Consider the following 26726-nt stretch of genomic DNA (forward strand, 5'->3'; position numbering starts at 1 on the left):
GCGAGCAAGCTCGCTCCCACAGGGTGGGGCTTGGCTGACAGGCGGTGTTTATGTGAGTCGAGTCTTACTGTCCGCTATAGATCTGATCGAAAACCCCACCGTCATTGAAGTGAGTTTTCTGCACGGAGCGCCAGTCACCGAAGGTTTTTTCCACCGACAGGAAATCAACTTTCGGGAAGCGGTCCGTGTATTTGGCCAGCACGGCCGGATCCCGCGGACGCAGGTAGTTGGCGGCGGCAATTTCCTGGCCTTCGGGTGACCACAGGTATTTGAGGTACGCCTCGGCGGCTTCGCGGGAGCCTTTTTTCTCGACCACTTTATCCACGACGCTCACTGGCGGCTCGGCTTCGGCGGACACGCTTGGGTAGACCACTTCGAACTGGTCGCGGCCAAACTCGCGGGCGATCATTTCCGCTTCGTTTTCAAAGGTCACCAACACGTCGCCAATCTGGTTGGTCATGAAGGTCGTCGTCGCGGCGCGGCCGCCGGTGTCCAGCACGGGGGCTTGTTTGAACAGCTTGCCGACGAAATCCTTGGCCTTGTTCTCGTCGCCGCCGTTCTTGAGCACGTAACCCCACGCCGACAGGTAGGTGTAGCGACCATTGCCGGAGGTTTTCGGGTTGGGCACGATCACCTGCACGCCGTCCTTGAGCAGATCAGGCCAGTCCTTGAGCGCTTTCGGGTTGCCCTTGCGCACGATGAAGACCGTGGCCGAGGTGAACGGCGCGCTGTTGTTCGGCAAACGAGTGACCCAGTTTTCCGGAACCAGCTTGCCGTTGTCCGCCAAGGCATTGATGTCGGTGGCCATGTTCATGGTGATGACATCCGCAGGCAGCCCATCGATCACCGAACGCGCCTGCTTGCTGGAGCCGCCGAAGGACATCTGCACGGTGATGTTCTCTTTGTGCTCGGCTTGCCAGTGCTTCTGGAACGCAGCGTTGTAGTCCTTGTAGAAATCGCGCATTACGTCGTAGGAAACGTTCAGCAGGGTTGGGGCGGCGTTGGCCAGGCTGCCGAAGGTCAGGCCGGCGGCGAGAAGGGAGGCGCCAAAGAAGTTCTTCACTGCGAATTCCTTTTTATAGGGGGAGGCGGGCGAGTAGCCAGCACACTAATGGCAAGTCTATAGGCCTTCAAGAATTTAAAAGTGCTTTGCTTATTCCGTTCTTTTGAAAAGTGCATTACCGCAACGAGAGCAGAAAGCAGCGCCATGTTCATGGTTGTTTTTGCTGCACACCGGGCAATCGTGCTTGAGCTGGTCGCCCCGCATGGCCGTGGCGAGTTCAGCCGTGAAAATACCCGTGGGCACGGCGATGATCGAGTAACCGGTGATCATCACCAGTGACGACACCACTTGGCCCAGGGGTGTCTTGGGCACGATGTCGCCAAATCCTACGGTGGTCAATGTCACGATAGCCCAATAGATGCCCTTGGGAATGCTGGTGAAACCGTGCTCGGGGCCCTCGATGACGTACATCAGCGTGCCGAATACGGTCACTAGGGTCGAGACGCTGACGAGGAACACGATGATCTTCTGCTTGCTGCCCCGTAGCGCCGCCATCAGGTAGTTGGCTTGCTTGAGGTACGGGCTGAGCTTGAGCACCCGGAAGATCCGCAGCATGCGGATGATCCGCACGATCAACAGGTATTGGGCATCGCTGTAGTACAGCGCCAGGATCCCCGGCACGATTGCCAGCAGGTCCACCAATCCATAGAAACTGAACGCATAGCGCAGCGGTTTCGGCGAGCAGTACAGGCGCAGGACGTACTCGACGAGAAAGATGAAGGTAAAGCCCCATTCGATGTAGGCCAGCAGGGCCGCGTAGTTCTTGTGCACGCTGTCGATGCTGTCGAGCATCACGATCACCAGGCTGGCAAGGATGATCAGCAGCAGCGTACTGTCGAAGCGCCGGCCGGCCACGGTGTCGGTCTGGAAAATGATCACATAGAGGCGTTCACGCCAGTTGTTGCTGCTGTCCATAACCTTCGCCTGAATCGATGATCAGCGAAGCCTAGGGCGATTGCCCCGCAAAGCGCAAGGCTCGTTATCAAGGATGGCCTGGTGCCAGAGCCGCTCTGTTGAGTGAACCAGCCAGCAGGCGAGGATGAATGGCGCTGTCAGTGGGGCCAGGCCCAGGGCGGCGAAGCCCGGCGTGAGAAAGACCGCCAGTAAAATGCCCGTCAGCGGCTTCCATGGTCCACGGGCCCGTTGACCCAGGGCCACGGCCACCAGCGCCGGGTTATAGCCGCCCAATCCGGACAGGGCGAGGCTACTGTCGTGTTGTAGCCAGGCGAACCCAAGGCCGACGACGGAGCCGAACAGCGCCCAGCCAGCGGCGCGGCGATTGGCGATCAACAGGCCGATCGCGACCAGCGCTCCGGCCAACGGGTGGTCGAGAAACATGACCTGGCCCAGCCCGATCAAAGGGGCCGTCAACAGATCGGGTAACGTCATGTCCAGCGCCGCGGGTGAGGGCGATGGCGGGGGGAAACCCAGCAACAACCAGCCCATCCCCACGAAGGGCGCGGTGTAGGCGGGCAAGCAGCGAGGGCCGGTGGTTCGCTTGAGCCATTGTTGGGTCAGCATCGCACCGAGGCCGCCACCGGCGATGATCAACGGTGGCAGCAACACCGACCACGGCAGGGCCAGGCTCAACAGCAATCCCAGCAGGATGCCGTTGTAGCTGAAGAGGCCAGCTTGTCGATCTTCCTTGGTATAGCCGCGTCGTTGCGCCGTCAGCAATCCAGCCACGCCGCCCAGCAGCGCACCGCCGAGCAAGGTGGGTGCGGTGAGCAGGATGGCCAACAGGCACAGCAAGCCGCACAGCGGATGGCGCTGGAGGAAAATCTGGCTGAAGCCGTTGAGCAGGGCGGTGGCCCAGTCGGGGCAGTGGGGGTTGGGCATGATAGGTGATGTCAGAGGGACCGAGTCGCCTTCATCGCGAGCAAGCTCGCTCCCACAGGGGGCTTGTGATCGCCGCAAATCCAGTGTGGTAGCGAGCTTGCTCGCGATAGGGCCAGTACAGACGCTAGAGCAGCGTCTCAATGCGCAGTGAGTTGGTGGACCCCGGCTGCCCGAACGGCACGCCCGCCGTGATCAGCAAGGTGTCGCCACGCTGGGCCATGCCTTGGGCCTGGGCGATTTCCAGCGCCGTGGAACACACTTCATCCACCTGCCGCAGCCGATCGTTGACCACCGAATGCACGCCCCAGGCCACGGTCAGGCGGCGAGCGGCCTGCAGGTTCGGCGTGAGGTTGAGGATCGGCACTGTCGGCCGTTCCCGTGCGGCCCGCAGGCTGGAGCTGCCCGACTCGCTGTAATTCACCAGCACCGCCACCGGCAGGACGTTGCTGACCCGGCGAATCGCGCAACTGATGGCGTCCGACACTGTCGCCTCGGCTTTCGGCCGGCTGACGTCCAGTTGCGCCTGGTAGTCGGGGCCGTTTTCCACCTGGCGGATGATCTTGCTCATCATCTGCACGGCTTCGAGGGGGTAATCGCCAGAGGCGGTTTCCGCCGACAGCATCACCGCATCGGCACCTTCGGCCACGGCGTTGGCAACGTCGGTGACTTCGGCGCGGGTCGGCGCCGGGGAGAACCGCATCGACTCCAGCATCTGTGTCGCCACCACCACCGGTTTGCCGAGTGCACGGCAGGTGCCGATGATGTTTTTCTGGATCTGCGGCACGCTCTCGGCCGGCACCTCGACGCCGAGATCACCACGGGCCACCATGATCGCGTCGCTCAGTTCGGCAATCTCGCGCAACTGGGCGACGGCCGAGGGTTTCTCGATCTTGGCCATCAGGAACGCCTTGTCGCCGATCAGCGCGCGGGCTTCGCGGATGTCCTCGGGGCGCTGCACGAACGACAGCGCCACCCAGTCCACGCCCAGCTCCAGGCCGAAGCTCAAGTCGCGGCGGTCCTTGGCGGTCAGCGGGCTCAGGTCAAGCACCGCCTGGGGCACGTTCACGCCCTTGCGGTCCGAGAGTTCGCCGCCGTTGAGCACCTCGGTGTCGATGGCGTCGGCATGCTGGGTGGTTACCCGCAGGCGCAGCTTGCCGTCGTCCAGCAACAAGTCCATGCCAGGCTTCAACGCCGCGATAATCTCTGGGTGGGGCAGGTTCACCCGGCGTTGATCGCCCGGCGTCGGGTCCAGGTCCAGTCGAAGGGCCTGGCCCCGTTGCAGCAGCACCTTGCCGTCGGCGAATTTGCCGACCCGCAGTTTCGGGCCCTGCAAGTCCATCAGGATGCCCAGCGGATAATTGAGCTGCTGCTCGACTTCGCGAATCCACTCATAGCGCTGGGCGTGGTCGGCGTGATCACCGTGGCTGAAGTTCAGGCGAAAGATGTTCACACCGGCCTGCACCAGTTCGCGGATGTCATCGATGCCACGGGTGGCAGGGCCGAGGGTCGCGAGGATCTTGACCTTTTTATCAGGCGTCATTTTTTGGGGTCTCGAGGATCAGGATGGCGCGAAAGTCGTTCACGTTGGTGCGGGTCGGTTCGGTGACGATCAGCGCGTCCAACGCGGCGAAGTAGCCGTAGCCGTTATTGTTGTCCAACTCGTCGCTGGCGTTGAGGCCCAGCTCGGCGGCGCGGCGATAACTGTCAGGCGTCATGAGGGCGCCGGCATTGTCCTCGGAGCCGTCGATGCCATCGGTGTCGCCGGCCAGCGCATAGATGCCGGGATGGCCCTTGAGGCTGTCGGTCAGGCTCAGCAGGAATTCGGCGTTGCGCCCGCCACGGCCGTTGCCGCGCACGGTGACGGTGGTTTCGCCGCCGGAAAGGATCACGCACGGCGCCGCCAACGGTTGGCCGTGCAGGGCGATTTGCCGGGCGATGCCGGCATGGACCTTTGCCACCTCCCGGGACTCGCCTTCCAGGTCACCGAGGATCAATGGGCTGAAACCAGCCTGGCGCGCCTTCACGGCTGCGGCTTCCAAGGATTGCTGGGGGCGAGCGATCAGTTGGAAATGACTGCGGGCCAGGCTTGGGTCTCCGGGTTTGACGGTTTCCGATTCCGGGCTTTGCAGCCAGGTGCGTACCGAGGCCGGCACTTCAATGTTGTAGCGCTTGAGAATCGCCAGGGCCTCGGCCGAGGTGCTGGGGTCGGCCACGGTGGGGCCGGACGCGATGACCGTGGCGAGATCGCCGGGCACATCGGAAATCGCATAGGTGTACACCGTCGCCGGCCAGCAGGCCTTGCCCAGGCGTCCGCCTTTGATGGCCGAGAGGTGTTTGCGCACGCAGTTCATCTCACCAATGGTGGCGCCGGATTTGAGCAAGGCTTTGTTGATCGATTGTTTGTCGGCCAGGGTGATGCCGGCCGCTGGCAAGGCCAGCAACGCCGAGCCCCCGCCGGACAGCAGGAAAATCACCCGGTCGTCTTCATTGAGGTTGCTGACGAGTTCGAGCACCCGTCCGGCCACTTCCAGGCCCGCGGCGTCCGGCACCGGGTGAGCGGCTTCGACCACTTCGATTTTCTGGCAGGGCGCGCCATGGCCGTAGCGGGTCACCACCAGGCCGCTGACCTCGCCTTGCCAGCAACGCTCGACCACTTGCGCCATGGCCGCCGCCGCCTTACCGGCCCCGATGACGATCACTCGGCCGCTGCGGTCGCTGGGCAGGTATTGTTCGAGGACTTGCTGCGGATGAGCCGCGTCGATGGCTGTGGCAAACAGCTTGCGCAGCAGTTGTTGCGGATCGACCGACATGGCGGGCTCCCGAGATTCTTGTTATTTGAGGGCAACGCAGACTCCTGTGGGAGCGAGCTTGCTCGCGATGGCTATTTCAGAACCAACAATGATGCTGACTGAACGACCGCTATCGCGAGCAAGCTCGCTCCCACAGGGTTATTTGAGTGTCAGTTGTCGCGAATCGAGAAATTCGCCATATGCTCCAGCCCTTTGATCAACGCCGAGTGGTCCCAGTTGCTGCCGCCGATGGCCGCGCAGGTGCTGAACACTTGCTGGGCGTTGGCGGTGTTGGGCAGGTTGATGTTCAGTTCCTTGGCGCCTTGCAGGGCCAGGTTCAGGTCCTTCTGGTGCAGGCTGATGCGGAAGCCCGGGTCGAAGGTGCCCTTGATCATGCGCTCGCCGTGGACTTCGAGGATCTTCGACGAAGCGAAACCACCCATCAGCGCTTCACGGACCTTGGCGGGGTCGGCACCGTTTTTCGAGGCGAACAACAGGGCTTCGGCCACGGCCTGGATGTTCAGGGCAACGATGATCTGATTCGCCACTTTGGCGGTCTGGCCGTCGCCGTTGCCACCGACCAGGGTGATGTTCTTGCCCATGGCCTGGAACAGCGGCAAGGCTCGTTCGAAGGCAGCGTTGTCGCCACCGACCATGATGCTGAGGGTCGCGGCCTTGGCGCCGACTTCGCCGCCAGACACCGGGGCGTCAAGGTACTGCGCGCCCCTTTCATTGATTTTCGCCGCGAAGGTCTTGGTGGCGGTCGGCGAGATCGAGCTCATGTCGATCACTACCTTGCCCGCACCCACGCCGGCCGCGACGCCATCGGCGCGAAACAGCACGTCCTCGACCTGTGGCGTGTCCGGGACCATGACGATGATGAATTCGGCTTCCTGGGCGACTTCCCGAGGATTGGCCAATGCCACCGCGCCACCGGCCACGAGATCGGCCGGGGCGGCGTCGTGGTGCTGGGTCAGGAACAGGCTGTGACCGGCTTTTTGCAGGTTGAGAGCCATTGGGTGGCCCATGATGCCGGTGCCGATGAATCCGATTTTAGCCATGAGAAAAATCCTCTCTTATTAAAGTGCCCACGGACTCTGTGGCGAGGGAGCTTGCTCCCGCTGGGCCGCGAAGCGGCCCCAGAAATCCATCGGTGAAAAAACATGCGTCTGCTTCGCAGCCGAGCGGGAGCAAGCTCCCTCGCCACACGAGCTCTCGCCAGTCAGATTGCGTTATGGGTTTTCAACCAGCCCAAACCTGCTTCGGTCGTAGTGAGCGGCTTGTATTCGCAGCCGATCCAACCCTGGTAGCCGATGCGATCCAGGTGTTCGAACAGGAAGCGGTAGTTGATCTCGCCGGTGCCCGGCTCGTTGCGGCCCGGGTTGTCCGCCAATTGCACATGGTTGATCTCGCCCAGGTGCGCCGACAGGGTCCTGGCCAGGTCGCCTTCCATGATTTGCATGTGGTAGATGTCGTATTGCAGGAACAGATTGGCGCTGCCCACCTGCTCGCGGATCGACAGGGCCTGGGCCGTGTTGTTCAGGTAGAAGCCCGGGATGTCGCGGGTATTGATGGCTTCCATGACCAACTTGATGCCTTCGCCTTGCAGCTTTTCGGCGGCGTATTTGAGATTGGCGACGAAGGTTTTTTCCGCCAGTGCCTCGTCGCACTTCTGTGGACGAATCCCGGCCAGGCAATTGACCTGGGTATTGCCCAACACTTTTGCGTAGGCGATCGCCAGATCGACCCCGGCGCGGAACTCTTCGACTCGGTCCGGCAGGCAAGCAATGCCGCGCTCACCGTCGGCCCAATTGCCGGCCGGCAGGTTGAACAGCACCTGGGTCAGGCCGTTGGCGTCGAGCAGGGCCTTGAGTTCTGCAGAGCTGTAATCGTAGGGGAACAGGTATTCGACTCCACTGAAACCGGCCTTGGCGGCCGCTTCGAAACGGGCGAGAAAATCCTGTTCGGTGAACAGCATGGACAGGTTGGCGGCGAAACGCGGCATGGTTGTCTCCTGTGGATAGTTGGCACTCGGTCAGTCGAGCAATGAGATGGCCGTAGGTGCATCGTTGCCTACCAGCGCCAGGTCTTCAAATTCATTGACGGCGTTGATCTCGGTGCCCATGGAAATGTTGGTCACGCGTTCCAGAATGATCTCGACGATCACCGGCACCTTGAATTCCTTGATCATTTCCTGAGCCTTGCGCAGTGCCGGCTGGATGCCAGACGGTTCGAACACTCGCAGAGCCTTGCAGCCCAGGCCTTCAGCGACGGCGATGTGGTCAACGCCATAGCCGTTGAGTTCCGGGGCATTGAGGTTGTCGAACGACAGCTGCACGCAGTAGTCCATGTCGAAACCGCGCTGGGCCTGGCGGATCAAGCCCAGGTAGGAATTGTTCACCACGACATGGATGTACGGCAGCTTGAACTGCGCGCCCACCGCCAATTCTTCGATCATGAACTGGAAATCATAGTCGCCCGACAGCGCTACGACTTTGCGGTTCGGATCGGCCTTGACCACTCCCAGGGCGGCTGGGATGGTCCAGCCCAAGGGACCGGCCTGGCCGCAGTTGATCCAATGGCGTGGCTTGTAGACGTGAAGAAACTGCGCCCCGGCGATCTGCGACAGGCCGATGGTGCTGACGTAGCAGGTGTCCTTGCCGAACACCTGGTTCATTTCCTCGTAGACACGCTGCGGCTTGACCGGCACGTTGTCGAAGTGGGTCTTGCGCTGCAGGCTGGCCTTGCGTTGCTGGCAGTCCTGCAGCCAGGCGGTGCGGTTCTTCAGCTTGCCGGCCGCTTGCCATTCACGGGCCACCTCGATAAACACGGTCAGGGCCGAAGCGGCGTCGGAGACGATGCCCAGGTCGGGGGTAAATACACGGCCGATCTGGGTGGGTTCGATGTCGACGTGAATGAACGTGCGGCCTTCGGTGTAGACATCCACCGAACCGGTGTGACGGTTGGCCCAGCGGTTGCCGACGCCCAGCACGACGTCAGACTTGAGCAACGTAGCGTTGCCATAGCGATGCGAGGTCTGCAGTCCGACCATGCCGACCATCAACGGGTGATCGTCGGGGATGGTGCCCCAGCCCATCAACGTAGGAATGACCGGGATGCCGGTCAGCTCAGCGAATTCCACCAGGAGGTCGCTGGCATCGGCGTTGATGATGCCGCCACCGGCCACCAGCAAGGGGCGCTCGGCCTGATTGAGCATTGCCAGGGCTTTCTCGATCTGCACGCGGTTGGCCGCGGGTTTGGCCAGGGGCAGCGGCTGGTAGGCGTCGATGTCGAATTCGATCTCGGCCATCTGTACGTCGAACGGCAGGTCGATCAGCACCGGGCCGGGACGGCCGGAGCGCATTTCATAAAAAGCCTTCTGGAAGGCATAGGGCACCTGGCCGGGTTCCAGGACAGTGGTGGCCCACTTGGTCACTGGCTTGACGATGCTGGTGATATCCACAGCCTGGAAGTCTTCCTTGTGCATCCGGGCGCGGGGCGCTTGTCCGGTGATGCACAGGATCGGAATCGAGTCGGCCGACGCGCTGTAGAGGCCGGTCACCATGTCCGTACCAGCCGGGCCCGAGGTGCCGATGCACACGCCGATGTTGCCGGCCTTAGTCCGGGTGTAGCCCTCGGCCATGTGCGAGGCACCTTCAACGTGGCGAGCAAGGACGTGATCGATGCCACCCACCTTCTGCAGGGCGGAGTACAGCGGGTTGATCGCAGCACCCGGGATGCCGAAGGCGGTGTCCACGCCTTCACGGCGCATCACCAGAACGGCGGCTTCGATTGCTCTCATTTTGCTCATTATTTGTGCCTCTTACGTTTTGTAATTGTATACAAGTGGCTGTGCGAAGAGTTTATTCACGGCGGATGGCGCAGGTCAATCCCTTTCCTCAAGCAGCTGTTTCATTCGTCGGCCGAGCTGGTTTATAACGGCTATTCGCTGAATAAGGTGGGTTTGCGAAAATTATTGTATACAAAAATATAATGTGTTGTGTTCTATTTGTGGGGTTCGGTTTTGCTGCAAAGTGAAGCCCGAGGCTTTCCCATGACAAAAGAAGGACAGCACCCATGAGCGCTCTGACTTTGAAAATCGCCCTCGACCTGGCTGGGCAAGCCCTTGCCATCGGTCGTGAAATAAGCGCCGCACCCCTGACCGTCGCGGTCCTGGACAGCGGCGGGCACCTGGTTGCCTTGCAACGCGAAGACGGCGCCAGCCTGCTTCGCCCGCAGATCGCCATCGGCAAGGCCTGGGGGGCCATCGCCCTGGGCAAAGGCTCGCGGCTTCTCGCCCAGGACGCCCAGCAACGCCCAGCGTTCTTTGCCGCTTTGAATGGCTTGGGCCAAAGCAACATCGTGCCGGCCCCGGGCGGGGTGTTGATCAGGGATCAGGCCGGGAAGGTGCTGGGGGCGATGGGAATCAGCGGGGATGTTTCGGATGTGGACGAGCAGGTGGCGATGAAGGCGGTGGAGGCTTCGGCGTTGAAAGCGGATGCCGGGATGGTTGCTTGATGATGGGGTGAATGGACTGGCGCCATCGCGAGCAGGGTTGATGTTGGGACACGCGATGTCTGAACACCGCAAACCCCGTGTGTGGGAGCGAGCCTGCTCGCGATGGCGATCCTGCAGACACATCCAGCTAAAAGTCTGCCTCCCACCCAGGCATCCGCAGGTCTAGCCTTCCCGGTGAGTCAGATCATTGAAGGGGCAAGGAATGCCTGGTTTACCTGCTTCACATCGACTGCGCCTCGGCCGCTACGCTGAATCCAGCCGGATCTATTTACTGACCACCAACACACTTGGCCGTGCCCCCATTTTCAAAGACGTTATTTTGGGGAGGTTGGTGGTTGATCAATTTCGAAAAGCTCAGGAGCAAGGCTGGGCCGATTCATTGGCTTGGGTGGTCATGCCTGACCACTTCCATTGGCTGATCGAGTTGCGCAAGGGATCTTTGAGTGAGTTGATGCAACGGACCAAATCATTGAGCACCAAAGCGGTAAACCTACGCTTGGACAATAAAATCAGCCTTTGGCAGCAGGGGTTTCATGACCGGGCATTGCGGCGAGATGAAGATTTGGTGTTCATGGCTCGCTATGTCATCTGCAACCCCTTGCGGGCAGGGTTGGTGAAAAGGCTTGGTGACTATCCGCTCTGGGATGCCATTTGGCTTTGACTGGATATCGAGTTGCCTTCATCGCGAGCAGGCTCGCTCCCACAGGGGTTTTGTGGTGAAAAAAGAATCTGCAAGCAACCTGAGTCTCGTGTGGGAGCGAGCCTGCTCGCGATAATGGCGACTCGGTCCCCAGCCTAGCTAGCGATCCAGCTCACACCCCTTCAAAACCAACCGGATAATCGTCTGCGCCGCCGCTTCGTAATCCGCTTCATCCAGCTTGGCCTTGCCGGTCACGGCGCTGATCTGCCAGTCGAAATCGGCGTAGGTCTGGGTGGCGGCCCAGATGCTGAACATCAGGTGGTTGGGGTCGAGGGGGGCGATCTGGCCGCGGTCGATCCAGGTCTGGATGCAGTCGATGTTGTGCCGGGCCTGGGCGTTGAGCTGTTCCACCAGGTCCGCGCTCAGGTGCGGGGCGCCGTGCATGATTTCGCTGGCGAAGACTTTCGAGGCGAAGGGCAGGTCGCGTGAGATACGGATCTTGGAGCGGATGTAGTGGCTCAGCACTTCGCCCGGCTCGCCATCGGCGTTGAACGGTGTCGAGGCTTGGAGGATGGGTTCGATGATGCTTTCCAGGACCTCGCGATAGAGGTTTTCCTTGGACTTGAAATAGTAGTAGACGTTGGGTTTGGGCAGGCCCGCCTTGGCCGCGATGTCGCTGGTTTTGGTCGCGGCGAAGCCCTTGTCGGCAAATTCTTCGCTGGCGGCACGCAGGATCAGTTCTTTGTTGCGCTCGCGGATAGTGCTCATAAACCCTGGGTTTCCTTGCCGGTTCTGGCGGTTGCGCATGGTAGCACCGGCCTCGCGCGACGCTCAAGAATGCCCCTAGGATGCGTGGTTCGCGCTATGCTTCGCAGCATTATTTGTTCAAGGAGCCCCCCATGGCTGGAAGCAGTTTGCTGGTTTTGATCGACGACATCGCTACCGTGCTCGACGATGTGGCATTGATGACCAAGATGGCCGCCAAGAAAACCGCCGGCGTGCTGGGCGATGACCTGGCGCTCAATGCCCAGCAGGTGTCAGGCGTGCGTGCCGAGCGGGAGCTGCCAGTGGTCTGGGCGGTGGCGAAGGGATCCTTTATCAACAAGCTGATCCTGGTGCCGTCGGCGCTGGCCATCAGTGCCTTCGTCCCTTGGCTGGTGACGCCGCTGTTGATGGTCGGCGGCGCCTACCTGTGTTTCGAAGGGTTCGAAAAACTCGCCCACAAATTCCTTCACAGCAAGTCCGAGGACCAGGCCGAACACGCGCAACTGGTCGAGGCGGTGGCGGATCCAGCGGTCGATCTGGTCGCCTTCGAAAAGGACAAGATCAAGGGCGCGGTGCGTACCGACTTCATCCTCTCGGCGGAGATCATCGCCATTACTCTCGGCACTGTTGCCGATGCGCCGTTGACCCAGCAGGTGATCGTGCTGTCGGGCATCGCCATTGTCATGACCGTCGGCGTCTACGGCCTGGTGGCGGGAATCGTCAAGCTCGATGACCTGGGCTTGTGGCTGACCCAGAAGCCAGGGCAGGCCGCCAAGAGCATTGGCGGGGCGATCCTGCGCGCAGCGCCTTACATGATGAAAAGCCTGTCGGTGATCGGCACGGCAGCGATGTTCCTGGTGGGCGGCGGCATCCTCACCCATGGCGTGCCGGCGGTGCATCACTGGATCGAAGGCGTTGCCGCGAGTGCCGGTGGCGCCGGGTTCATCGTGCCAATGCTGCTCAATGCGGTGGCGGGAATTGTCGCGGGGGCGATGGTGTTGGCGGGTGTGCTCGTCGTGGGCAAAATCTGGAAAGCGCTGAAAGGCTAGGGCCGCCAACACTAAGCAACTGTGGGAGCGAGCCTGCTCGCGAAGGCGGCGTGTCAGACGACTATTCGTAAACTGACACGACGCCTTCGCGAGCAGGCTCGCTCCCACAGTGTTTTTTGGGGGCGAACGTTACTCGGCGATCTGCAACTTCCGCGACTCGGTATACACGTACCGCACCTTTTCATACTCGAACGGCGAATTCAGCTGGCCGTAGCGGAAGCTCGTCTGGTAGCGCCTGTCCACGCCGCGCAGCAACAACAGTTCCGGGTGGTTGGAGCTGACCTCCGACACGTTGAGGAAGTTGATCGCCGATTCCGCCGTGTAGTCCACCAACAAGCCCGACGTGTCGCGCAGGTTCGAAGGGCCGAAAATCGGCAGCACGAAATACGCGCCGCCCGGTACGCCGTAGAAGCCAAGGGTCTGGCCGAAGTCTTCGCTCTGGCGCGGCAGGCCCATGGCGGTGGCCGGGTCCCACAGGCCGGCGATGCCGACGGTGGTGTTGAGTAGCAGCCGCGCCGTGGTTTCCATCGAACGCTTGCCCTTGAATTGCAGCAGGCTGTTCATCAGGTTCGGCACGTCCCCCAGGTTATTGAAGAAGTTGCTGACCCCGGTGCGCACAAAGGTTGGGGTGATGTAGCGATAGCCGTCGACCACGGGCAGGAACACCCACTGGTCGAAGCGGTAATTGAAGTGGTAGACGCGTCGGTTCCAGGATTCCAACGGGTCGTAGACGTTCAGCGCGTTGAGCGTCGAGCGTTCGAATTCCCGTTGATCCAGGCCCGGGTTGAACTTGAGTTTGGTCAGCGGCTCCTTGAAGCCGTCCGAGTCCACCACCACAGGCGCGTCGGCCTTGCTGTTATCGGCGTGGACCATGCCCGCGCTCATTAACGCGGCGATCAGCAGGAGGTATTTAGCCACGGAAGAACTCCAGCATGGCGTCGCTGTTGACGCGATAGTTAAGGTTGCCGCAATGGCCGCCCAGCGGGTAGACCGTCAGGCGATCACCAAAGGTCTTGCGCAGGAAGCCCAGGTCACCCGGGCCGAGGATCACATCGTCGGCGTTGTGCATGACCGCGATCTTCGGGCTGGCCTGCAAGTAATCCTTCAGTGCATAGAGACTGACCTGGTCAACCAGTTGCAGCAGGCTGCCGCCGTCAGTGCGTGCTCGCCACATCGGGATCACCTGCTCGGTGAGATAACAATCGAAGTCGCATTGCAGCGCGCGCTTGAGGAAGGGCGTCAGGCTGGTGCTCTCGGTGATCGGAAACTTGGGCGGGGTGATGAGGCCGCGACGATTGATCAAATCCGAAGTGAAGGCGATGTCGGCCGCCGAGAAACGGAACGACGTGCCGATCAGCATCGCCATCTGCTCGTTGCTCAAGTGCTGCTTGGACTGCTGAAAATCGTAGAGCAGCGCATCGTTGAGGTCGATGTAGCCTTTTTGCTGGAAGTAGCGGGTCAGCTTGTTCAGGACCAGTTCATAGAACGTGGTGGTGCTGTTGATGCCCTTGACCTCGGTCTGGACCAGCTTGTCCAGGTTGGTGATCGAGGTATAGAGGTTCACCGGTGGGTTGAGCAGCAGCACTTTCTTGAAGTTGAAGCTGCGTCGGGTTTCGTCCAGGTGCGCGACGAACGCTGCGTCCAGTGCGCCGAGGCTGTAGCCGGTCAGGTAGTACTCGGTCACGGGCACTTTTGGATTTTGCGCGCGCACGGCCTGCATCACTCGATACATGTCTTCGGCATCTTCCTTGGTGATGCCCGGTGTGGCGAAGCGCGAAGCGGCGCTCATGAAGTCGAAGCTGGTGGGCGAAGACAGCTGCACCACGTGGTAACCGGCCTTGTAATAGAGGCGCTTGAGGTATTCGTTGAGCGTGCTGTCATACCGCGCGCCGGTGCCGGCGATCAGGAAGATCAGCGGCGCCGGTTTGTCCTGGGTGGCCATGCGGTAGGTGAGGCTTTTCACCGGCCAGAAATTGTCCGGCAGGATGAACTCCCGTTCGGGGCGCAGGGTGACGTTGTAGTCCGCCTGGTCGATGTCTTCGTTCAGCGGCAGTTCCGGTCTAAGGTCTGGCGGCGTTGTCGCGATCGTCGCCTCGAACGGGTTGGTCAGGGGGTAGCCATAGCTGGCGGCGTCGACATCCACCGCCAGCGCGGACGCACTCAGGATAAGGCCGCCGAGGAGGGCAGCGAAGCGCAAGGAACGGAGCATGACTGGATCCCTTAGAGGAAGGTGCCGAATGAGGTTCGCAGCCTATGACCATCGAAGTGAAGCCAAGTGCCATGACGGCTGCAAAACAAGCGCGTGCGAGGCGCGACAGTAGCGGGACAATACACGTTGGAGCGTGGAGGCGGCTAGTGGAGCCGCCAGCTTCCTGGTACTGGCATGCAAAGTTTGGGCGAAAATGACCCTGCTAAACCGGTTAGATGGGTTGCTGGCTTTCTGATGTCGTTTCTCGCTGCTTCGGCGTCGCAGACAGAGCAGGTTCCAGATCGGCGCAGGTTGATGATCAGTCGGTCAGTACTCCACTGGCGTTCGGAGCGGTTTGCAGGCGAGCGTGATGGGGGCGCTGGGCACCATAACAATACGTTGAAGCCGCTCGGCATCCGCCGGGCGCAGCACTTTCGGGGAAGTAACGATGAAGATGCGACGACTCTTGGGCGCAGGTGCCGCACTGGTACTGGCGATCAGCTCCACCTTGGCCAGCGCCGAAACCAAAACCCTGAGCATTGGCTACGTTGACGGTTGGTCCGACAGCGTTGCGACCACTCACGTGGCCGCCGAAGTGATCAAGCAAAAACTTGGCTACGATGTGAAGTTGCAGGCTGTCGCGACCGGGATCATGTGGCAGGGCGTTGCCACCGGCAAGCTCGATGCGATGCTGTCGGCCTGGCTGCCGGTGACCCACGGCGATTACTGGACGAAGAACAAAGACCAGGTCGTCGACTACGGTCCCAACTTCAAGGACGCGAAGATCGGCCTGATCGTACCGGAGTATGTCAAGGCCAAGTCGCTCGAAGACCTGAAGACCGATGACTCCTTCAAGAAGCGCATCGTTGGCATCGACGCCGGTTCAGGCGTAATGCTCAAGACCGACCAGGCCATCAAGGACTACGACCTGACCGGCTATCAACTCAAGGCCAGTTCCGGCGCCGGCATGATCGCCGAGCTGACCCGTGCCGAGAAAAAGAACGAGTCCATCGCCGTCACCGGTTGGGTGCCGCACTGGATGTTCGCCAAGTGGAAACTGCGCTTCCTGGATGACCCGAAAGGCGTCTACGGCGCGGCTGAAACCGTGAACAGCATCGGCAGCAAGGAATTGGGCACCAAGGCGCCAGAAGTGGCCGAATTCCTGAAGAAGTTCCAGTGGGCCTCGAAAGACGAAATCGGCGAAGTCATGCTGGCAATCCAGGAAGGCGCCAAGCCGGACGCCGCCGCCAAGGATTGGGTCGCCAAGCACCCGGACCGCGTGAAGGAGTGGACCGGCAAGTAATCGGCCTGGTTTGACTGTTCCAAAAGCCGCATGACGTTGTGTCATGCGGCTTTTTTGTGCCCGCGATTCCTGGCTTCTCCTCAAAACACTGTGGGAGCGAGCTTGCTCGCGATGACGACGCAACATTCAACAGAGATGCAAGCAGACACACCGCTATCGCGAGCAAGCTCGCTCCCACAGGAGGGTGAGTATGGAAATGTGCGGAAAACTGGCGCAACCGTCATGTCGTTCTAATACTAAGGTCGTCTGGAACCTGGCCTTCAGCCGCATAGAGTAGAGCGGTACCAAATAAATCTGTGCTGCGAGGATAAAAACAATGAACGACAGCATTTACCTCTCGATTCAAAACAGCCCGCGCTTCAAGGAGCTGGTGAAAAAGCGAGAGAAGTTCGCCTGGATTCTCTCGGCGATCATGCTAGGGCTGTATTCCGGCTTCATTCTTCTGATCGCCTATGGGCCGCATATTCTCGGGGCCAAGATGTCGCCCGAGTCGACCATCACCTGGGGTATCCCTATCGGGATTGGCTTGATTCTGTCGGCCTTCGTCCTGACCGGCATCTACGTGCGACGCGCCAACGGCGAATTCGACGACCTGAACAATGCGATTCTCAAGGAGGCTCAGCAATGATCCGGCGTCTACTGGCTCTTTTGAGCATTGCAGCATTTGCACCGGGTGCCTGGGCGGCTGACGCCCTGACCGGCGCCGTGCAGAGACAACCCCTCAACGTCCCGGCTATCTTGATGTTCGTGGCCTTCGTGGGCGCGACCCTGTACATCACCTACTGGGCTTCCAAGAAAAACAACTCGGCGGCCGACTACTATGCGGCCGGCGGCAAGATCACCGGCTTTCAGAACGGCCTGGCGATTGCGGGCGACTACATGTCGGCGGCGTCCTTCCTTGGGATTTCCGCGCTGGTATTCACCTCCGGCTACGATGGCCTGATCTACTCCATCGGCTTCCTGGTGGGCTGGCCAATCATCCTGTTCCTGATCGCCGAGCGCCTGCGTAACCTGGGTAAATACACCTTTGCCGACGTGGCGTCCTATCGCCTCGGGCAAACCCAGATCCGCACCTTGTCCGCCAGCGGCTCGCTGGTGGTGGTGGCGTTCTACCTGATCGCGCAAATGGTCGGTGCCGGCAAGCTGATCCAGCTGCTGTTCGGCCTGGACTACCACGTTGCGGTGATCCTGGTCGGCATCCTGATGTGCCTCTATGTACTGTTCGGCGGCATGCTGGCGACGACCTGGGTGCAGATCATCAAGGCGGTGCTGTTGCTGTCGGGTGCGTCGTTCATGGCCCTGATGGTGATGAAGCACGTCAACTTCGATTTCAACATGCTCTTCGCCGAAGCGGTCAAGGTTCACCCTAAAGGCGAGGCGATCATGAGCCCCGGCGGCTTGGTGAAGGATCCGATCTCGGCCTTCTCCCTTGGCCTGGCGCTGATGTTCGGTACCGCTGGCCTGCCACACATCCTGATGCGCTTCTTCACCGTGAGCGACGCCAAGGAAGCTCGCAAGAGCGTGCTGTATGCCACTGGCTTCATCGGCTACTTCTACATCCTGACCTTCATCATCGGCTTCGGCGCGATCCTGCTGGTCAGCACCAACCCGGCCTTCAAGGACGCGGCAGGTGCCTTGCTGGGCGGCAACAACATGGCGGCGGTGCACCTGTCCAACGCGGTTGGCGGCAGCATCTTCCTGGGCTTCATTTCGGCGGTGGCGTTCGCGACCATCCTGGCGGTGGTAGCGGGCCTGACCCTGGCCGGTGCTTCGGCGGTGTCCCATGACCTGTATGCCAGCGTGATCAAGAAGGGCAAGGCCAACGAGAAGGACGAGATTCGCGTCTCGAAGATCACCACCATTGCCCTGGCAGTGCTGGCGATCGGCCTGGGCATCCTGTTCGAGAAGCAGAACATCGCGTTCATGGTGGGCCTGGCGTTCTCCATCGCGGCAAGCTGCAACTTCCCGGTGCTGCTGCTTTCGATGTACTGGAAGAAGCTGACCACCCGTGGCGCCATGGTCGGTGGCTGGCTGGGCCTGATCAGTGCCGTGGGCCTGATGGTGCTCGGCCCGACCATCTGGGTACAGATCATGGGTCACGAGAAGGCGATCTTCCCGTACGAATACCCTGCGCTGTTCTCGATGATCATCGCGTTCGTTGGCATCTGGTTCTTCTCCGTTACCGACAAGTCGGCCGAAGGCGTCAACGAGCGGGCGCTGTTCTTCCCGCAGTTCGTGCGTTCGCAGACTGGCCTGGGGGCGAGTGGGGCGGTGAACCACTGATGCAGAGGTAAGTGCTTGAAGAAATACCCCGGTCGAGAGGCTGGGGTATTTTTTTGTGTAAGGTTTATGGAAGGCAGGCCTGCCCCCATCGCGAGCAAGCTCGCTCGCACACTGGAGCACGTTCATCCTGTGGGAGCGAGCTTGCTCGCGATGGCGCCGGGTCTGTCAATGCAGCTACCGGATCAGATTAAAAGAGGCATAAACAAAACAGCCCCCGCTCTTATATAAGAAGCGGGGGCTGTTTCAGTGCAGCTTGGGACCTATCGCAAGGCAGGTCTTACTTGCGGTCTTCCAGCTTGGTGATGTCACGCGACTCGTAGCCGGTGTACAGCTGGCGTGGGCGGCCGATCTTGTACGGGCTGGAGAGCATTTCCTTCCAGTGGGAGATCCAGCCCACGGTCCGCGCCAGGGCGAAGATCACGGTGAACATGCTGGTTGGAATGCCGATCGCCTTGAGGATGATCCCCGAGTAGAAGTCGACGTTCGGGTAGAGCGAGCGCTCGATGAAGTACGGGTCGGTCAGGGCGATCTCTTCCAGGCGCATGGCCAGTTCGAGTTGCGGATCGTTCTTGATCCCCAGTTCCTTGAGCACTTCGTCGCAGGTCTGCTTCATGACGGTGGCGCGTGGGTCGCGGTTCTTGTAGACCCGGTGACCGAAGCCCATCAGCTTGAACGGATCGTTCTTGTCCTTGGCCTTGGCGATGAACTTGTCGATGTTGGAGACATCGCCGATTTCATCGAGCATGGTCAGTACCGCTTCGTTCGCACCGCCGTGGGCAGGGCCCCAGAGCGCGGCGATACCGGCGGCGATACAGGCGAACGGGTTGGCACCCGACGAACCGGCCAGGCGCACGGTGGACGTGGAGGCGTTCTGCTCGTGGTCGGCGTGGAGGATGAAGATCCGGTCCATGGCCTTGGCGAGCACCGGGCTGATCGGTTTGATCTCGCACGGGGTGTTGAACATCATATGCAGGAAGTTCTCTGCATAGGTCAGGTCGTTGCGCGGGTACATCATGGGCTGGCCCATGGAGTACTTGTAGACCATGGCTGCCAGGGTCGGCATCTTCGCCACCAGGCGGATCGCGGAGATTTCGCGATGCTGGGGGTTATTGATGTCCAGGGAGTCGTGGTAGAAGGCCGAGAGGGCACCGACAACGCCGCACATGACGGCCATCGGGTGGGCATCGCGACGGAAGCCGTTGAAGAAGGTCTTCAACTGTTCATGAACCATGGTGTGGTTCTTCACGGTGCTGACGAACTGGGCCTTTTGCTCTGCGGTCGGCAATTCGCCGTTGAGCAGCAGGTAGCAGGTTTCCAGGTAGTCCGATTTTTCAGCCAGTTGCTCGATCGGGTAGCCGCGGTGCAGCAGGATGCCGTTGTCGCCGTCGATATAGGTGATTTTCGATTCGCACGAGGCGGTCGACATGAAACCTGGGTCAAAGGTGAAACGGCCCGTGGCCGTCAGGCCCCGTACGTCGATTACATCGGGACCAACGGTGCCGGTTAAAATGGGCAGCTCGACGGGGGCTGCGCCCTCGATGATCAACTGCGCTTTTTTGTCAGCCATGTGGCCTCCTATTAATGCTTGGAATCATCAGACAGACCCCCCACGCAGGGCCCGCACCACTATAGTGAGATAAATCCGAATGTCAATTTGCCTAAAGTCTTGCTCCAGAAGGCTTTAACCGGACTTTTTCCGCGAAATTGCCTGCCGTTTACGCCTTTTGCCTCATATGTGCAATGCGCTATTAGGGGAAGGTGAACGCGTTGTCATTAGTAGCCTAACTGTCTATACTCGGCCACCGACCGCCAGGGGCTTTTGGGCCTGCTTTCTTGGGGGTCGTCACTCCCTGGGTGGTGAGTACCTGACCAGTGCGCGCCCCAACAACTTTGCCCTGATTGTTAGGGGCTCTTCAGTGTGAAAAAAAAGCCGTGAAAAGCCAACGACCTGTAAACCTAGACCTAAGGACCATCAAACTCCCAGTCACTGCTTACACGTCCATTCTTCACCGTATTTCCGGTGTCATCCTCTTCGTCAGCCTGGCCATCATGCTTTATGCATTGGACAAGTCGCTCGATTCGGAAGAAGGCTTCGGTCAGGTGAAAGCGTGTCTGACCAGTCCGCTAGCCAAGCTAGTGATTTGGGGCATCCTGTCCGCCTTGCTGTATCACTTGGTCGCCGGTGTGCGCCACTTGATCATGGACATGGGCATCGGTGAGACGCTGGAAGGCGGCAAGCTGGGCTCGAAAATCGTTATCGCCGTTTCGGTGGTGGTAATCGTTCTGGCAGGAGTCTGGATATGGTAACCAACGTCACGAACCTCTCGCGTTCTGGCCTGTATGACTGGATGGCGCAGCGTGTGTCTGCGGTCGTTCTCGCGGCTTATTTCATCTTTCTGATTGGATATGTAGTCGCCAACCCCGGCCTGGGCTACGCCCAATGGCATGAACTGTTTGCAAACAACTGGATGCGTATCTTCAGTCTGTTGGCACTTGTCGCACTGGGCGCCCACGCCTGGGTCGGCATGTGGACCATCGCGACCGACTACCTGACGCAGATGGCGTTCGGCAAGTCGGCGACTGCCGTACGTTTCCTCTTCCAGGCAGTATGCGGCGTTGCGATGTTCGCTTACTTCGTCTGGGGTGTGCAGATTCTTTGGGGTATCTGATTCATGGCTAACATTCCAACGATTTCTTTCGACGCCATCATCATTGGTGGTGGCGGTGCTGGCATGCGCGCTGCGCTGCAACTGGCACAGGGCGGTCACAAGACTGCCGTGATCACCAAGGTTTTCCCGACCCGTTCGCATACCGTGTCCGCCCAGGGTGGCATCACCTGCGCCATCGCTTCGGCCGACCCGAACGATGACTGGCGCTGGCACATGTACGATACCGTCAAGGGTTCCGACTACATCGGTGACCAGGACGCTATCGAATATATGTGTCAAGAAGGCCCGGCCGCTGTGTTCGAGCTGGACCACATGGGCCTGCCGTTCTCGCGTACCGAAACCGGCCGCATCTACCAGCGTCCGTTCGGTGGCCAGTCCAAGGACTACGGCAAGGGCGGCCAGGCTGCGCGTACTTGCGCGGCGTCCGACCGTACCGGTCACGCTCTGCTGCACACCCTTTATCAGGGCAACCTGAAAGCCGGCACCACGTTCCTGAACGAGTACTACGCCGTTGACCTGGTGAAAAACCAGGACGGCGCGTTCGTCGGTGTGATCGCGATCTGCATCGAAACCGGCGAAACCACCTACATCCGCTCGAAAGCCACCGTATTGGCGACCGGCGGTGCAGGCCGTATCTACGCCTCCACCACCAACGCCCTGATCAACACCGGTGACGGCGTTGGCATGGCCCTGCGTGCTGGCGTGCCGGTGCAAGACATCGAAATGTGGCAGTTCCACCCGACCGGCATCGCCGGCGCTGGTGTACTGGTCACCGAAGGCTGCCGTGGTGAAGGCGGTTACCTGATCAACAAGCACGGCGAGCGTTTCATGGAGCGTTATGCTCCGAACGCCAAGGACCTTGCCGGTCGCGACGTCGTGGCTCGTTCGATGGTTAAAGAGATCATCGCCGGCAACGGCTGTGGCCCGAATGGCGACCACGTGATGCTCAAGCTCGACCACCTTGGCGAGGAAGTGCTGCACAGCCGCCTGCCAGGTATCTGCGAGCTGTCGAAGACCTTCGCTCACGTCGACCCAGTCGTTGCGCCGGTTCCAGTGGTTCCAACGTGCCACTATATGATGGGCGGCGTTGCCACCAACATTCATGGCCAGGCAATCACTCAGAACGCCGAAGGCGTGGACGAAATCATCCCTGGCTTGTTCGCCGTGGGTGAAGTGGCTTGCGTATCGGTACACGGTGCCAACCGCCTGGGCGGCAACTCGCTGCTCGACCTGGTGGTGTTCGGCCGCGCTGCCGGCCTGCACTTGGAAAAAGCGCTGACCGACGGTATCGAATACCGCGACGCCAGCGACACCGACATCGACGTGGCCCTCAAGCGTCTGGCTGGCCTCAACGAGCGCACCGAAGGCGAAGACGTCGCCACCCTGCGCCGCGAGCTGCAAAGCTGCATGCAGAACTACTTCGGTGTGTTCCGTACCGGCGAGTACATGCAGAAGGGTATTGCCCAGCTCGCACAATTGCGTGAACGAATCGCCAACGTGAAGATCAACGATAAGTCGCAGGCGTTCAACACTGCGCGTATCGAAGCGCTGGAGCTGCAGAACCTGCTGGAAGTGGCCGAAGCCACCGCCATCGCCGCAGAAGTGCGCAAAGAGTCCCGTGGTGCCCACGCCCGCGAAGACTTCGAAGACCGTGACGACGAAAACTGGCTGTGCCACACCTTGTACTTCCCAGGTGAAAAACGCGTCGCCAAGCGTGCCGTGAACTTCTCGCCGAAGACTGTTCCGACTTTCGAACCAAAAGTCCGGACTTATTAAGGGTGACCGCTATGTTGCAAGTCAGTGTTTATCGCTACAACCCTGATCAGGACGCCGCGCCGTTCATGCAGGACTTCCAGGTCGATACCGGTGGTAAAGACCTGATGGTGCTGGACGTGCTGGCCTTGATCAAAGAGCAGGACGAAGGTTTTTCCTATCGTCGCTCGTGCCGCGAGGGCGTTTGTGGCTCCGATGGCATGAACATCAACGGCAAGAACGGCCTGGCCTGCATCACGCCGCTGTCGGCTGTGGTCAAGGGCAACAAGCTGATCGTTCGTCCGCTGCCAGGTTTGCCGGTCATCCGTGACCTGGTCGTCGATATGAGCATCTTCTACAAGCAATACGAGAAGGTGAAGCCATTCCTGCAGAACGACACGCCGGCTCCGGCCATCGAGCGTCTGCAGTCCCCTGAAGAGCGTGAAAAGCTCGACGGTCTGTACGAGTGCATCCTGTGCGCTTGCTGCTCGACCTCGTGCCCATCCTTCTGGTGGAACCCGGACAAATTCCTGGGCCCGGCCGCCCTGCTGCAAGCGTACCGCTTCCTGGCAGACAGCCGTGACACCAAGACGTCCGAGCGTCTGGCCGCACTGGATGACCCGTTCAGCGTATTCCGCTGCCGCGGGATCATGAACTGCGTCAACGTCTGCCCGAAAGGCCTGAACCCGACTAAGGCCATCGGTCACGTACGTAACATGCTGCTGCAAAACGGCGTGTGATTCAGCTGCTGTACCCGTAGAACCGCTGTACCCGTAGAGGCGAGGGCGTGGGCTTCAACCCACGTCCTGGCTATAACCAGAACAGCCGCTCACAAAGCGGTCGTTCTTATTTTGAAGAAATGAGACAAGCAGGGGCATCCGGGCTGGTACCCGGACTATCAGCGTGATCCTAAGTGGCTTGTTTTAGTCGCTGCACTCGGACTTCTGCAAGTTTGCTCGGTGTTTTCGCCGGTGGTGTTCCCCTAATCGAGGGTGACCAAGCATGCAAGAAAGCGTGATGCAGCGCATGTGGAACAGTGCCCACCTCTCCGGTGGTAACGCTGCCTATGTGGAAGAGCTCTACGAGCTCTACCTGCACGACCCTAACGCTGTGCCAGAAGAATGGCGCACCTACTTTCAGAAGTTGCCGGCTGACGGTAACTCTGCCACCGATGTTTCGCACTCGACGATTCGCGATCATTTCGTGCTGCTGGCAAAGAACCAGCGCCGCGCTCAACCGGTTTCCGCCGGCAGCGTGAGCTCCGAGCATGAGAAGAAGCAAGTTGAAGTGCTGCGACTGATCCAGGCCTACCGGATGCGTGGCCACCAGGCAGCCCAGCTGGACCCGCTGGGGCTGTGGCAGCGTCCTGCTCCTGCAGACCTGTCGATCACTCATTACGGCTTGACCAATGCCGATCTTGATACGACCTTCCGTGCCGGCGACCTGTTCATCGGCAAAGAGGAAGCGAGCCTACGCGAAATTCACGAAGCGTTGCAGCAGACATATTGCCGCACCATCGGCGCTGAATTCACGCACATCACCGATTCCGAGCAGCGCCAGTGGTTCCAGCAGCGTCTGGAAAGCGTTCGTGGCCGTCCGACGTACTCCGCCGACATCAAGAGCCACTTGCTCGAGCGCGTCACCGCCGGTGAAGGCTTGGAAAAATACCTGGGCACCAAATACCCAGGCACCAAGCGTTTCGGCCTGGAAGGCGGCGAAAGCCTGATTCCGATGCTGGACGAGCTGATCCAGCGCTCCGGTTCCTACGGCACCAAGGAAGTCGTCATCGGCATGGCCCACCGTGGCCGCCTGAACGTACTGGTCAACACCTTCGGCAAGAACCCACGCGAGCTGTTCGACGAGTTCGAAGGCAAGAAGAAGGTCGAGCTGGGTTCCGGTGACGTGAAGTATCACCAGGGCTTCTCGTCCAACGTGATGACCACAGGTGGCGAAGTCCACCTGGCCATGGCGTTCAACCCGTCCCACCTGGAAATCGTTTCCCCGGTGGTCGAGGGTTCCGTCCGTGCGCGTCAGGATCGTCGCAACGATCCGACCGGTGAGAAGGTATTGCCAATTTCCATCCACGGTGACGCGGCATTCGCCGGTCAAGGCGTGGTCATGGAAACCTTCCAGATGTCCCAGACCCGCGGTTTCAAGACCGGTGGTACGGTTCACATCGTCATCAACAACCAGGTCGGTTTCACCATCAGCAACCCGCTGGACTCGCGTTCCACCGAGTACGCAACCGACGTCGCGAAAATGATCCAGGCGCCGATTCTCCATGTGAATGGCGATGACCCGGAAGCCGTGCTGTTCGTGACCCAGCTGGCCATCGACTACCGCATGCAGTACAAGCGCGACGTGGTGATCGACCTGGTCTGCTACCGTCGTCGCGGCCACAACGAGGCCGACGAGCCAAGCGGCACCCAGCCGCTGATGTACCAGCAGATCGCCAAGCAGCGCACCACTCGTGAGCTGTACGCCGAGCGCCTGACCCAGAGCGGTGTTCTGGATGCCGAGCGCGTCCAGGAAAAAGTCGATGAATATCGCAACGCCCTGGATAACGGCCTGCACGTTGTGAAGAGCCTGGTCAAGGAACCGAACAAGGAACTGTTCGTGGACTGGCGTCCTTACCTGGGCCACGCCTGGACCGCTCGTCACGACACGCGCTTCGATCTCAAGACCTTGCAGGAACTGTCCGCCAAGCTGCTGGAAATCCCGGAAGGCTTTGTGGTCCAGCGTCAGGTCGCGAAGATCTACGAAGACCGGCAGAAGATGCAAGCCGGCGGCCTGCCGATCAACTGGGGTTACGCCGAAACCATGGCGTACGCGACCCTGGCGTTCGAAGGTCACCCGATTCGCATCACCGGCCAGGACGTAGGCCGCGGCACTTTCTCGCACCGTCACGCGGCGCTGCACAACCAGAAAGACGCCAGCACCTACATCCCGCTGCAACACCTGTACAAGGGCCAGCCACGTTTCGACCTGTACGATTCGCTGCTGTCCGAAGAAGCCGTCCTGGCGTTCGAATATGGCTATTCCACCACCGAGCCGAATGCGCTGGTGATCTGGGAAGCCCAGTTCGGCGACTTCGCCAACGGTGCCCAGGTGGTTGTCGACCAGTTCATCACCAGCGGCGAGCACAAGTGGGGTCGTCTCTGCGGCCTGACCATGCTGTTGCCACACGGTTATGAAGGGCAGGGGCCGGAGCACTCTTCGGCACGTCTGGAGCGTTACCTGCAGCTGTGCGCCGAGCACAACGTCCAGGTTTGCGTACCAACGACCCCGGCGCAGATCTACCACCTGCTGCGTCGTCAGGTCATCCGTCCGCTGCGCAAGCCGCTGATCGTGCTGACACCGAAGTCGTTGCTGCGTCACAAACTGGCGATTTCCACGCTCGAAGACCTGGCCGAAGGCTCGTTCCAGACCGTCATTTCGGAAATCGATACCCTGGACGCAGCGAAGGTGACTCGCCTGATCCTGTGCAGCGGCAAGGTCTACTACGACCTGCTGGAAAAACGTCGTGCCGAAGGCCGCGAAGACATCGCCATCGTGCGTATCGAGCAGCTTTACCCGTTCCCGGAAGAGGACCTGATGGAGGCCATCGCGCCTTACACCAACCTCACCCATGTGGTGTGGTGTCAGGAAGAACCGATGAACCAAGGCGCGTGGTACAGCAGCCAGCATCACCTGCGTCGCAGCATCGGCAACCATAACAAGGCCCTGGGCCTTGAATATGCCGGCCGTGATGCGTCTGCGGCACCTGCTTGTGGTTATGCATCGATGCACGCCGAGCAGCAGGAAAAACTGCTGCAAGATGCCTTTACCGTTTAATGCCTTCGCGCACCTGAAACCGAATTTAAGGAAC

At 60.3% G+C, this 26726-nt stretch carries 23 protein-coding genes; 11 read left to right on the forward strand and 12 right to left on the reverse strand.

Features of this window, described 5'->3' with window-relative positions; genetic code table 11:
* Window positions 1-64: 64 nt before the first annotated feature.
* The 8 genes from J3P90_RS07060 to gcl form a co-directional block, all read right to left on the reverse strand.
* The gene (locus J3P90_RS07060; protein ID WP_434607193.1) at window positions 65-1063 is read right to left on the reverse strand and encodes a sulfate ABC transporter substrate-binding protein; all 999 of its coding nucleotides are present in this window, start codon (window positions 1061-1063) and stop codon (window positions 65-67) included.
* A 90-nt stretch (window positions 1064-1153) separates the two neighbouring features.
* Window positions 1154-1978: an ion transporter gene (locus J3P90_RS07065; RefSeq protein ID WP_434676020.1), complete on the reverse strand. Its 825-nt coding sequence runs from the start codon at window positions 1976-1978 to the stop codon at window positions 1154-1156.
* Window positions 1979-1999: 21 nt separating this feature from the next.
* On the reverse strand, window positions 2000-2902 hold the full coding sequence (locus tag J3P90_RS07070) for an urea transporter (RefSeq protein WP_420766951.1): 903 nt from the start codon (window positions 2900-2902) through the stop codon (window positions 2000-2002).
* 124 nt (window positions 2903-3026) lie between these two features.
* Window positions 3027-4442 (reverse strand): pyruvate kinase, encoded by a 1416-nt coding sequence (pyk, locus tag J3P90_RS07075; RefSeq protein WP_434676021.1) that lies wholly within the window; start codon window positions 4440-4442, stop codon window positions 3027-3029.
* Window positions 4432-5712: a glycerate kinase type-2 family protein gene (locus J3P90_RS07080; RefSeq protein WP_434676022.1), complete on the reverse strand. Its 1281-nt coding sequence runs from the start codon at window positions 5710-5712 to the stop codon at window positions 4432-4434. Before J3P90_RS07080 ends, pyk begins: the two co-directional genes overlap by 11 nt.
* 149 nt (window positions 5713-5861) lie before the next feature.
* Complete coding sequence (locus J3P90_RS07085; protein WP_420766948.1) at window positions 5862-6752, reverse strand: 2-hydroxy-3-oxopropionate reductase; 891 nt, start codon at window positions 6750-6752, stop codon at window positions 5862-5864.
* A 161-nt stretch (window positions 6753-6913) separates the two neighbouring features.
* Entirely contained in the window at window positions 6914-7696 is a 783-nt protein-coding gene (gene hyi, locus J3P90_RS07090) for a hydroxypyruvate isomerase (RefSeq protein WP_434607185.1), read from the reverse strand.
* 30 nt (window positions 7697-7726) lie between these two features.
* Window positions 7727-9502 carry a glyoxylate carboligase gene (gcl, locus tag J3P90_RS07095; protein ID WP_434676023.1) on the reverse strand — a complete coding sequence of 592 codons (1776 nt, stop codon included), beginning with the start codon at window positions 9500-9502 and terminating at the stop codon, window positions 7727-7729.
* 266 nt (window positions 9503-9768) lie between these two features.
* Here gcl and J3P90_RS07100 point away from each other — a divergent pair, with 266 nt between their 5' ends.
* Together J3P90_RS07100 and J3P90_RS07105 are read left to right on the forward strand one after the other, a co-directional pair.
* The gene (locus tag J3P90_RS07100; RefSeq protein ID WP_434676024.1) at window positions 9769-10209 is read left to right on the forward strand and encodes a GlcG/HbpS family heme-binding protein; all 441 of its coding nucleotides are present in this window, start codon (window positions 9769-9771) and stop codon (window positions 10207-10209) included.
* A 202-nt stretch (window positions 10210-10411) separates the two neighbouring features.
* A complete protein-coding gene (locus J3P90_RS07105) occupies window positions 10412-10870 on the forward strand; it encodes an REP-associated tyrosine transposase (RefSeq protein ID WP_434560081.1) in 459 nt (152 codons plus the stop codon).
* Between the two features lie 138 nt (window positions 10871-11008).
* Here J3P90_RS07105 and J3P90_RS07110 read toward each other — a convergent pair whose 3' ends face one another.
* Window positions 11009-11617 (reverse strand): TetR/AcrR family transcriptional regulator, encoded by a 609-nt coding sequence (locus tag J3P90_RS07110; RefSeq protein WP_420766943.1) that lies wholly within the window; start codon window positions 11615-11617, stop codon window positions 11009-11011.
* A gap of 131 nt (window positions 11618-11748) precedes the next feature.
* Here J3P90_RS07110 and J3P90_RS07115 point away from each other — a divergent pair, with 131 nt between their 5' ends.
* The gene (locus J3P90_RS07115) at window positions 11749-12663 is read left to right on the forward strand and encodes a DUF808 domain-containing protein (protein WP_420766942.1); all 915 of its coding nucleotides are present in this window, start codon (window positions 11749-11751) and stop codon (window positions 12661-12663) included.
* A 129-nt stretch (window positions 12664-12792) separates the two neighbouring features.
* On the opposite strand, the gene J3P90_RS07120 is transcribed toward J3P90_RS07115, so the two are convergent.
* On the reverse strand, window positions 12793-13581 hold the full coding sequence (locus J3P90_RS07120) for an MlaA family lipoprotein (RefSeq protein ID WP_434607178.1): 789 nt from the start codon (window positions 13579-13581) through the stop codon (window positions 12793-12795).
* Window positions 13574-14872 (reverse strand): serine/threonine protein kinase, encoded by a 1299-nt coding sequence (locus J3P90_RS07125; protein WP_420766940.1) that lies wholly within the window; start codon window positions 14870-14872, stop codon window positions 13574-13576. Before J3P90_RS07125 ends, J3P90_RS07120 begins: the two co-directional genes overlap by 8 nt.
* Before the next feature lie 427 nt (window positions 14873-15299).
* On the opposite strand from J3P90_RS07125, the gene J3P90_RS07130 reads away from it, so the two are divergent.
* From J3P90_RS07130 to J3P90_RS07140, 3 genes are all read left to right on the forward strand, one after another.
* Window positions 15300-16154 (forward strand): glycine betaine ABC transporter substrate-binding protein, encoded by an 855-nt coding sequence (locus J3P90_RS07130; RefSeq protein WP_420766939.1) that lies wholly within the window; start codon window positions 15300-15302, stop codon window positions 16152-16154.
* Between the two features lie 316 nt (window positions 16155-16470).
* Window positions 16471-16782, forward strand: coding sequence for a DUF485 domain-containing protein (locus J3P90_RS07135; RefSeq protein WP_420766938.1), 312 nt, complete (start codon window positions 16471-16473; stop codon window positions 16780-16782).
* Window positions 16779-18437, forward strand: coding sequence for a cation acetate symporter (locus tag J3P90_RS07140; protein ID WP_434607175.1), 1659 nt, complete (start codon window positions 16779-16781; stop codon window positions 18435-18437). Before J3P90_RS07135 ends, J3P90_RS07140 begins: the two co-directional genes overlap by 4 nt.
* A gap of 277 nt (window positions 18438-18714) precedes the next feature.
* Here J3P90_RS07140 and gltA read toward each other — a convergent pair whose 3' ends face one another.
* On the reverse strand, window positions 18715-20004 hold the full coding sequence (gene gltA / locus J3P90_RS07145; protein ID WP_003172803.1) for a citrate synthase: 1290 nt from the start codon (window positions 20002-20004) through the stop codon (window positions 18715-18717).
* Between the two features lie 365 nt (window positions 20005-20369).
* Here gltA and sdhC point away from each other — a divergent pair, with 365 nt between their 5' ends.
* The 5 genes from sdhC (at window position 20370) to J3P90_RS07170 (ending at window position 26692) form a co-directional block, all read left to right on the forward strand.
* Window positions 20370-20744: a succinate dehydrogenase, cytochrome b556 subunit gene (gene sdhC / locus J3P90_RS07150; protein WP_024780620.1), complete on the forward strand. Its 375-nt coding sequence runs from the start codon at window positions 20370-20372 to the stop codon at window positions 20742-20744.
* Complete coding sequence (sdhD, locus tag J3P90_RS07155) at window positions 20738-21106, forward strand: succinate dehydrogenase, hydrophobic membrane anchor protein (RefSeq protein ID WP_003179222.1); 369 nt, start codon at window positions 20738-20740, stop codon at window positions 21104-21106. The genes sdhC and sdhD overlap by 7 nt, the downstream gene beginning before the upstream one ends.
* Window positions 21107-21109: 3 nt before the next feature.
* Window positions 21110-22882 (forward strand): succinate dehydrogenase flavoprotein subunit, encoded by a 1773-nt coding sequence (gene sdhA / locus J3P90_RS07160; protein WP_039594132.1) that lies wholly within the window; start codon window positions 21110-21112, stop codon window positions 22880-22882.
* An 11-nt stretch (window positions 22883-22893) separates the two neighbouring features.
* Complete coding sequence (locus tag J3P90_RS07165; RefSeq protein ID WP_039594133.1) at window positions 22894-23598, forward strand: succinate dehydrogenase iron-sulfur subunit; 705 nt, start codon at window positions 22894-22896, stop codon at window positions 23596-23598.
* Between the two features lie 262 nt (window positions 23599-23860).
* Window positions 23861-26692, forward strand: coding sequence for a 2-oxoglutarate dehydrogenase E1 component (locus J3P90_RS07170; protein ID WP_420766934.1), 2832 nt, complete (start codon window positions 23861-23863; stop codon window positions 26690-26692).
* The last annotated feature ends 34 nt before the right edge of the window (window positions 26693-26726 follow it).

Source organism: Pseudomonas sp. D3-10 (genome assembly GCF_051132175.1).
In the GTDB taxonomy this organism is placed as follows: domain Bacteria; phylum Pseudomonadota; class Gammaproteobacteria; order Pseudomonadales; family Pseudomonadaceae; genus Aquipseudomonas.

Excerpts from the sequence above, each read along its gene's own strand:
- J3P90_RS07065 (WP_434676020.1), bottom strand. The coding sequence starts at position 1,978 with ATGGACAGCAGCAACAACTGGCGTGAACGCCTCTATGTGATCATTTTC.
- J3P90_RS07070 (WP_420766951.1), bottom strand. The coding sequence starts at position 2,902 with ATGCCCAACCCCCACTGCCCCGACTGGGCCACCGCCCTGCTCAACGGC.
- pyk (WP_434676021.1), bottom strand. The coding sequence starts at position 4,442 with ATGACGCCTGATAAAAAGGTCAAGATCCTCGCGACCCTCGGCCCTGCC.
- J3P90_RS07080 (WP_434676022.1), bottom strand. The coding sequence starts at position 5,712 with ATGTCGGTCGATCCGCAACAACTGCTGCGCAAGCTGTTTGCCACAGCC.
- J3P90_RS07085 (WP_420766948.1), bottom strand. The coding sequence starts at position 6,752 with ATGGCTAAAATCGGATTCATCGGCACCGGCATCATGGGCCACCCAATG.
- hyi (WP_434607185.1), bottom strand. The coding sequence starts at position 7,696 with ATGCCGCGTTTCGCCGCCAACCTGTCCATGCTGTTCACCGAACAGGAT.
- gcl (WP_434676023.1), bottom strand. The coding sequence starts at position 9,502 with ATGAGCAAAATGAGAGCAATCGAAGCCGCCGTTCTGGTGATGCGCCGT.
- J3P90_RS07100 (WP_434676024.1), top strand. The coding sequence starts at position 9,769 with ATGAGCGCTCTGACTTTGAAAATCGCCCTCGACCTGGCTGGGCAAGCC.
- J3P90_RS07105 (WP_434560081.1), top strand. The coding sequence starts at position 10,412 with ATGCCTGGTTTACCTGCTTCACATCGACTGCGCCTCGGCCGCTACGCT.
- J3P90_RS07110 (WP_420766943.1), bottom strand. The coding sequence starts at position 11,617 with ATGAGCACTATCCGCGAGCGCAACAAAGAACTGATCCTGCGTGCCGCC.
- J3P90_RS07115 (WP_420766942.1), top strand. The coding sequence starts at position 11,749 with ATGGCTGGAAGCAGTTTGCTGGTTTTGATCGACGACATCGCTACCGTG.
- J3P90_RS07125 (WP_420766940.1), bottom strand. The coding sequence starts at position 14,872 with ATGCTCCGTTCCTTGCGCTTCGCTGCCCTCCTCGGCGGCCTTATCCTG.
- J3P90_RS07130 (WP_420766939.1), top strand. The coding sequence starts at position 15,300 with ATGAAGATGCGACGACTCTTGGGCGCAGGTGCCGCACTGGTACTGGCG.
- J3P90_RS07135 (WP_420766938.1), top strand. The coding sequence starts at position 16,471 with ATGAACGACAGCATTTACCTCTCGATTCAAAACAGCCCGCGCTTCAAG.
- J3P90_RS07140 (WP_434607175.1), top strand. The coding sequence starts at position 16,779 with ATGATCCGGCGTCTACTGGCTCTTTTGAGCATTGCAGCATTTGCACCG.
- gltA (WP_003172803.1), bottom strand. The coding sequence starts at position 20,004 with ATGGCTGACAAAAAAGCGCAGTTGATCATCGAGGGCGCAGCCCCCGTC.
- sdhD (WP_003179222.1), top strand. The coding sequence starts at position 20,738 with ATGGTAACCAACGTCACGAACCTCTCGCGTTCTGGCCTGTATGACTGG.
- sdhA (WP_039594132.1), top strand. The coding sequence starts at position 21,110 with ATGGCTAACATTCCAACGATTTCTTTCGACGCCATCATCATTGGTGGT.
- J3P90_RS07165 (WP_039594133.1), top strand. The coding sequence starts at position 22,894 with ATGTTGCAAGTCAGTGTTTATCGCTACAACCCTGATCAGGACGCCGCG.
- J3P90_RS07170 (WP_420766934.1), top strand. The coding sequence starts at position 23,861 with ATGCAAGAAAGCGTGATGCAGCGCATGTGGAACAGTGCCCACCTCTCC.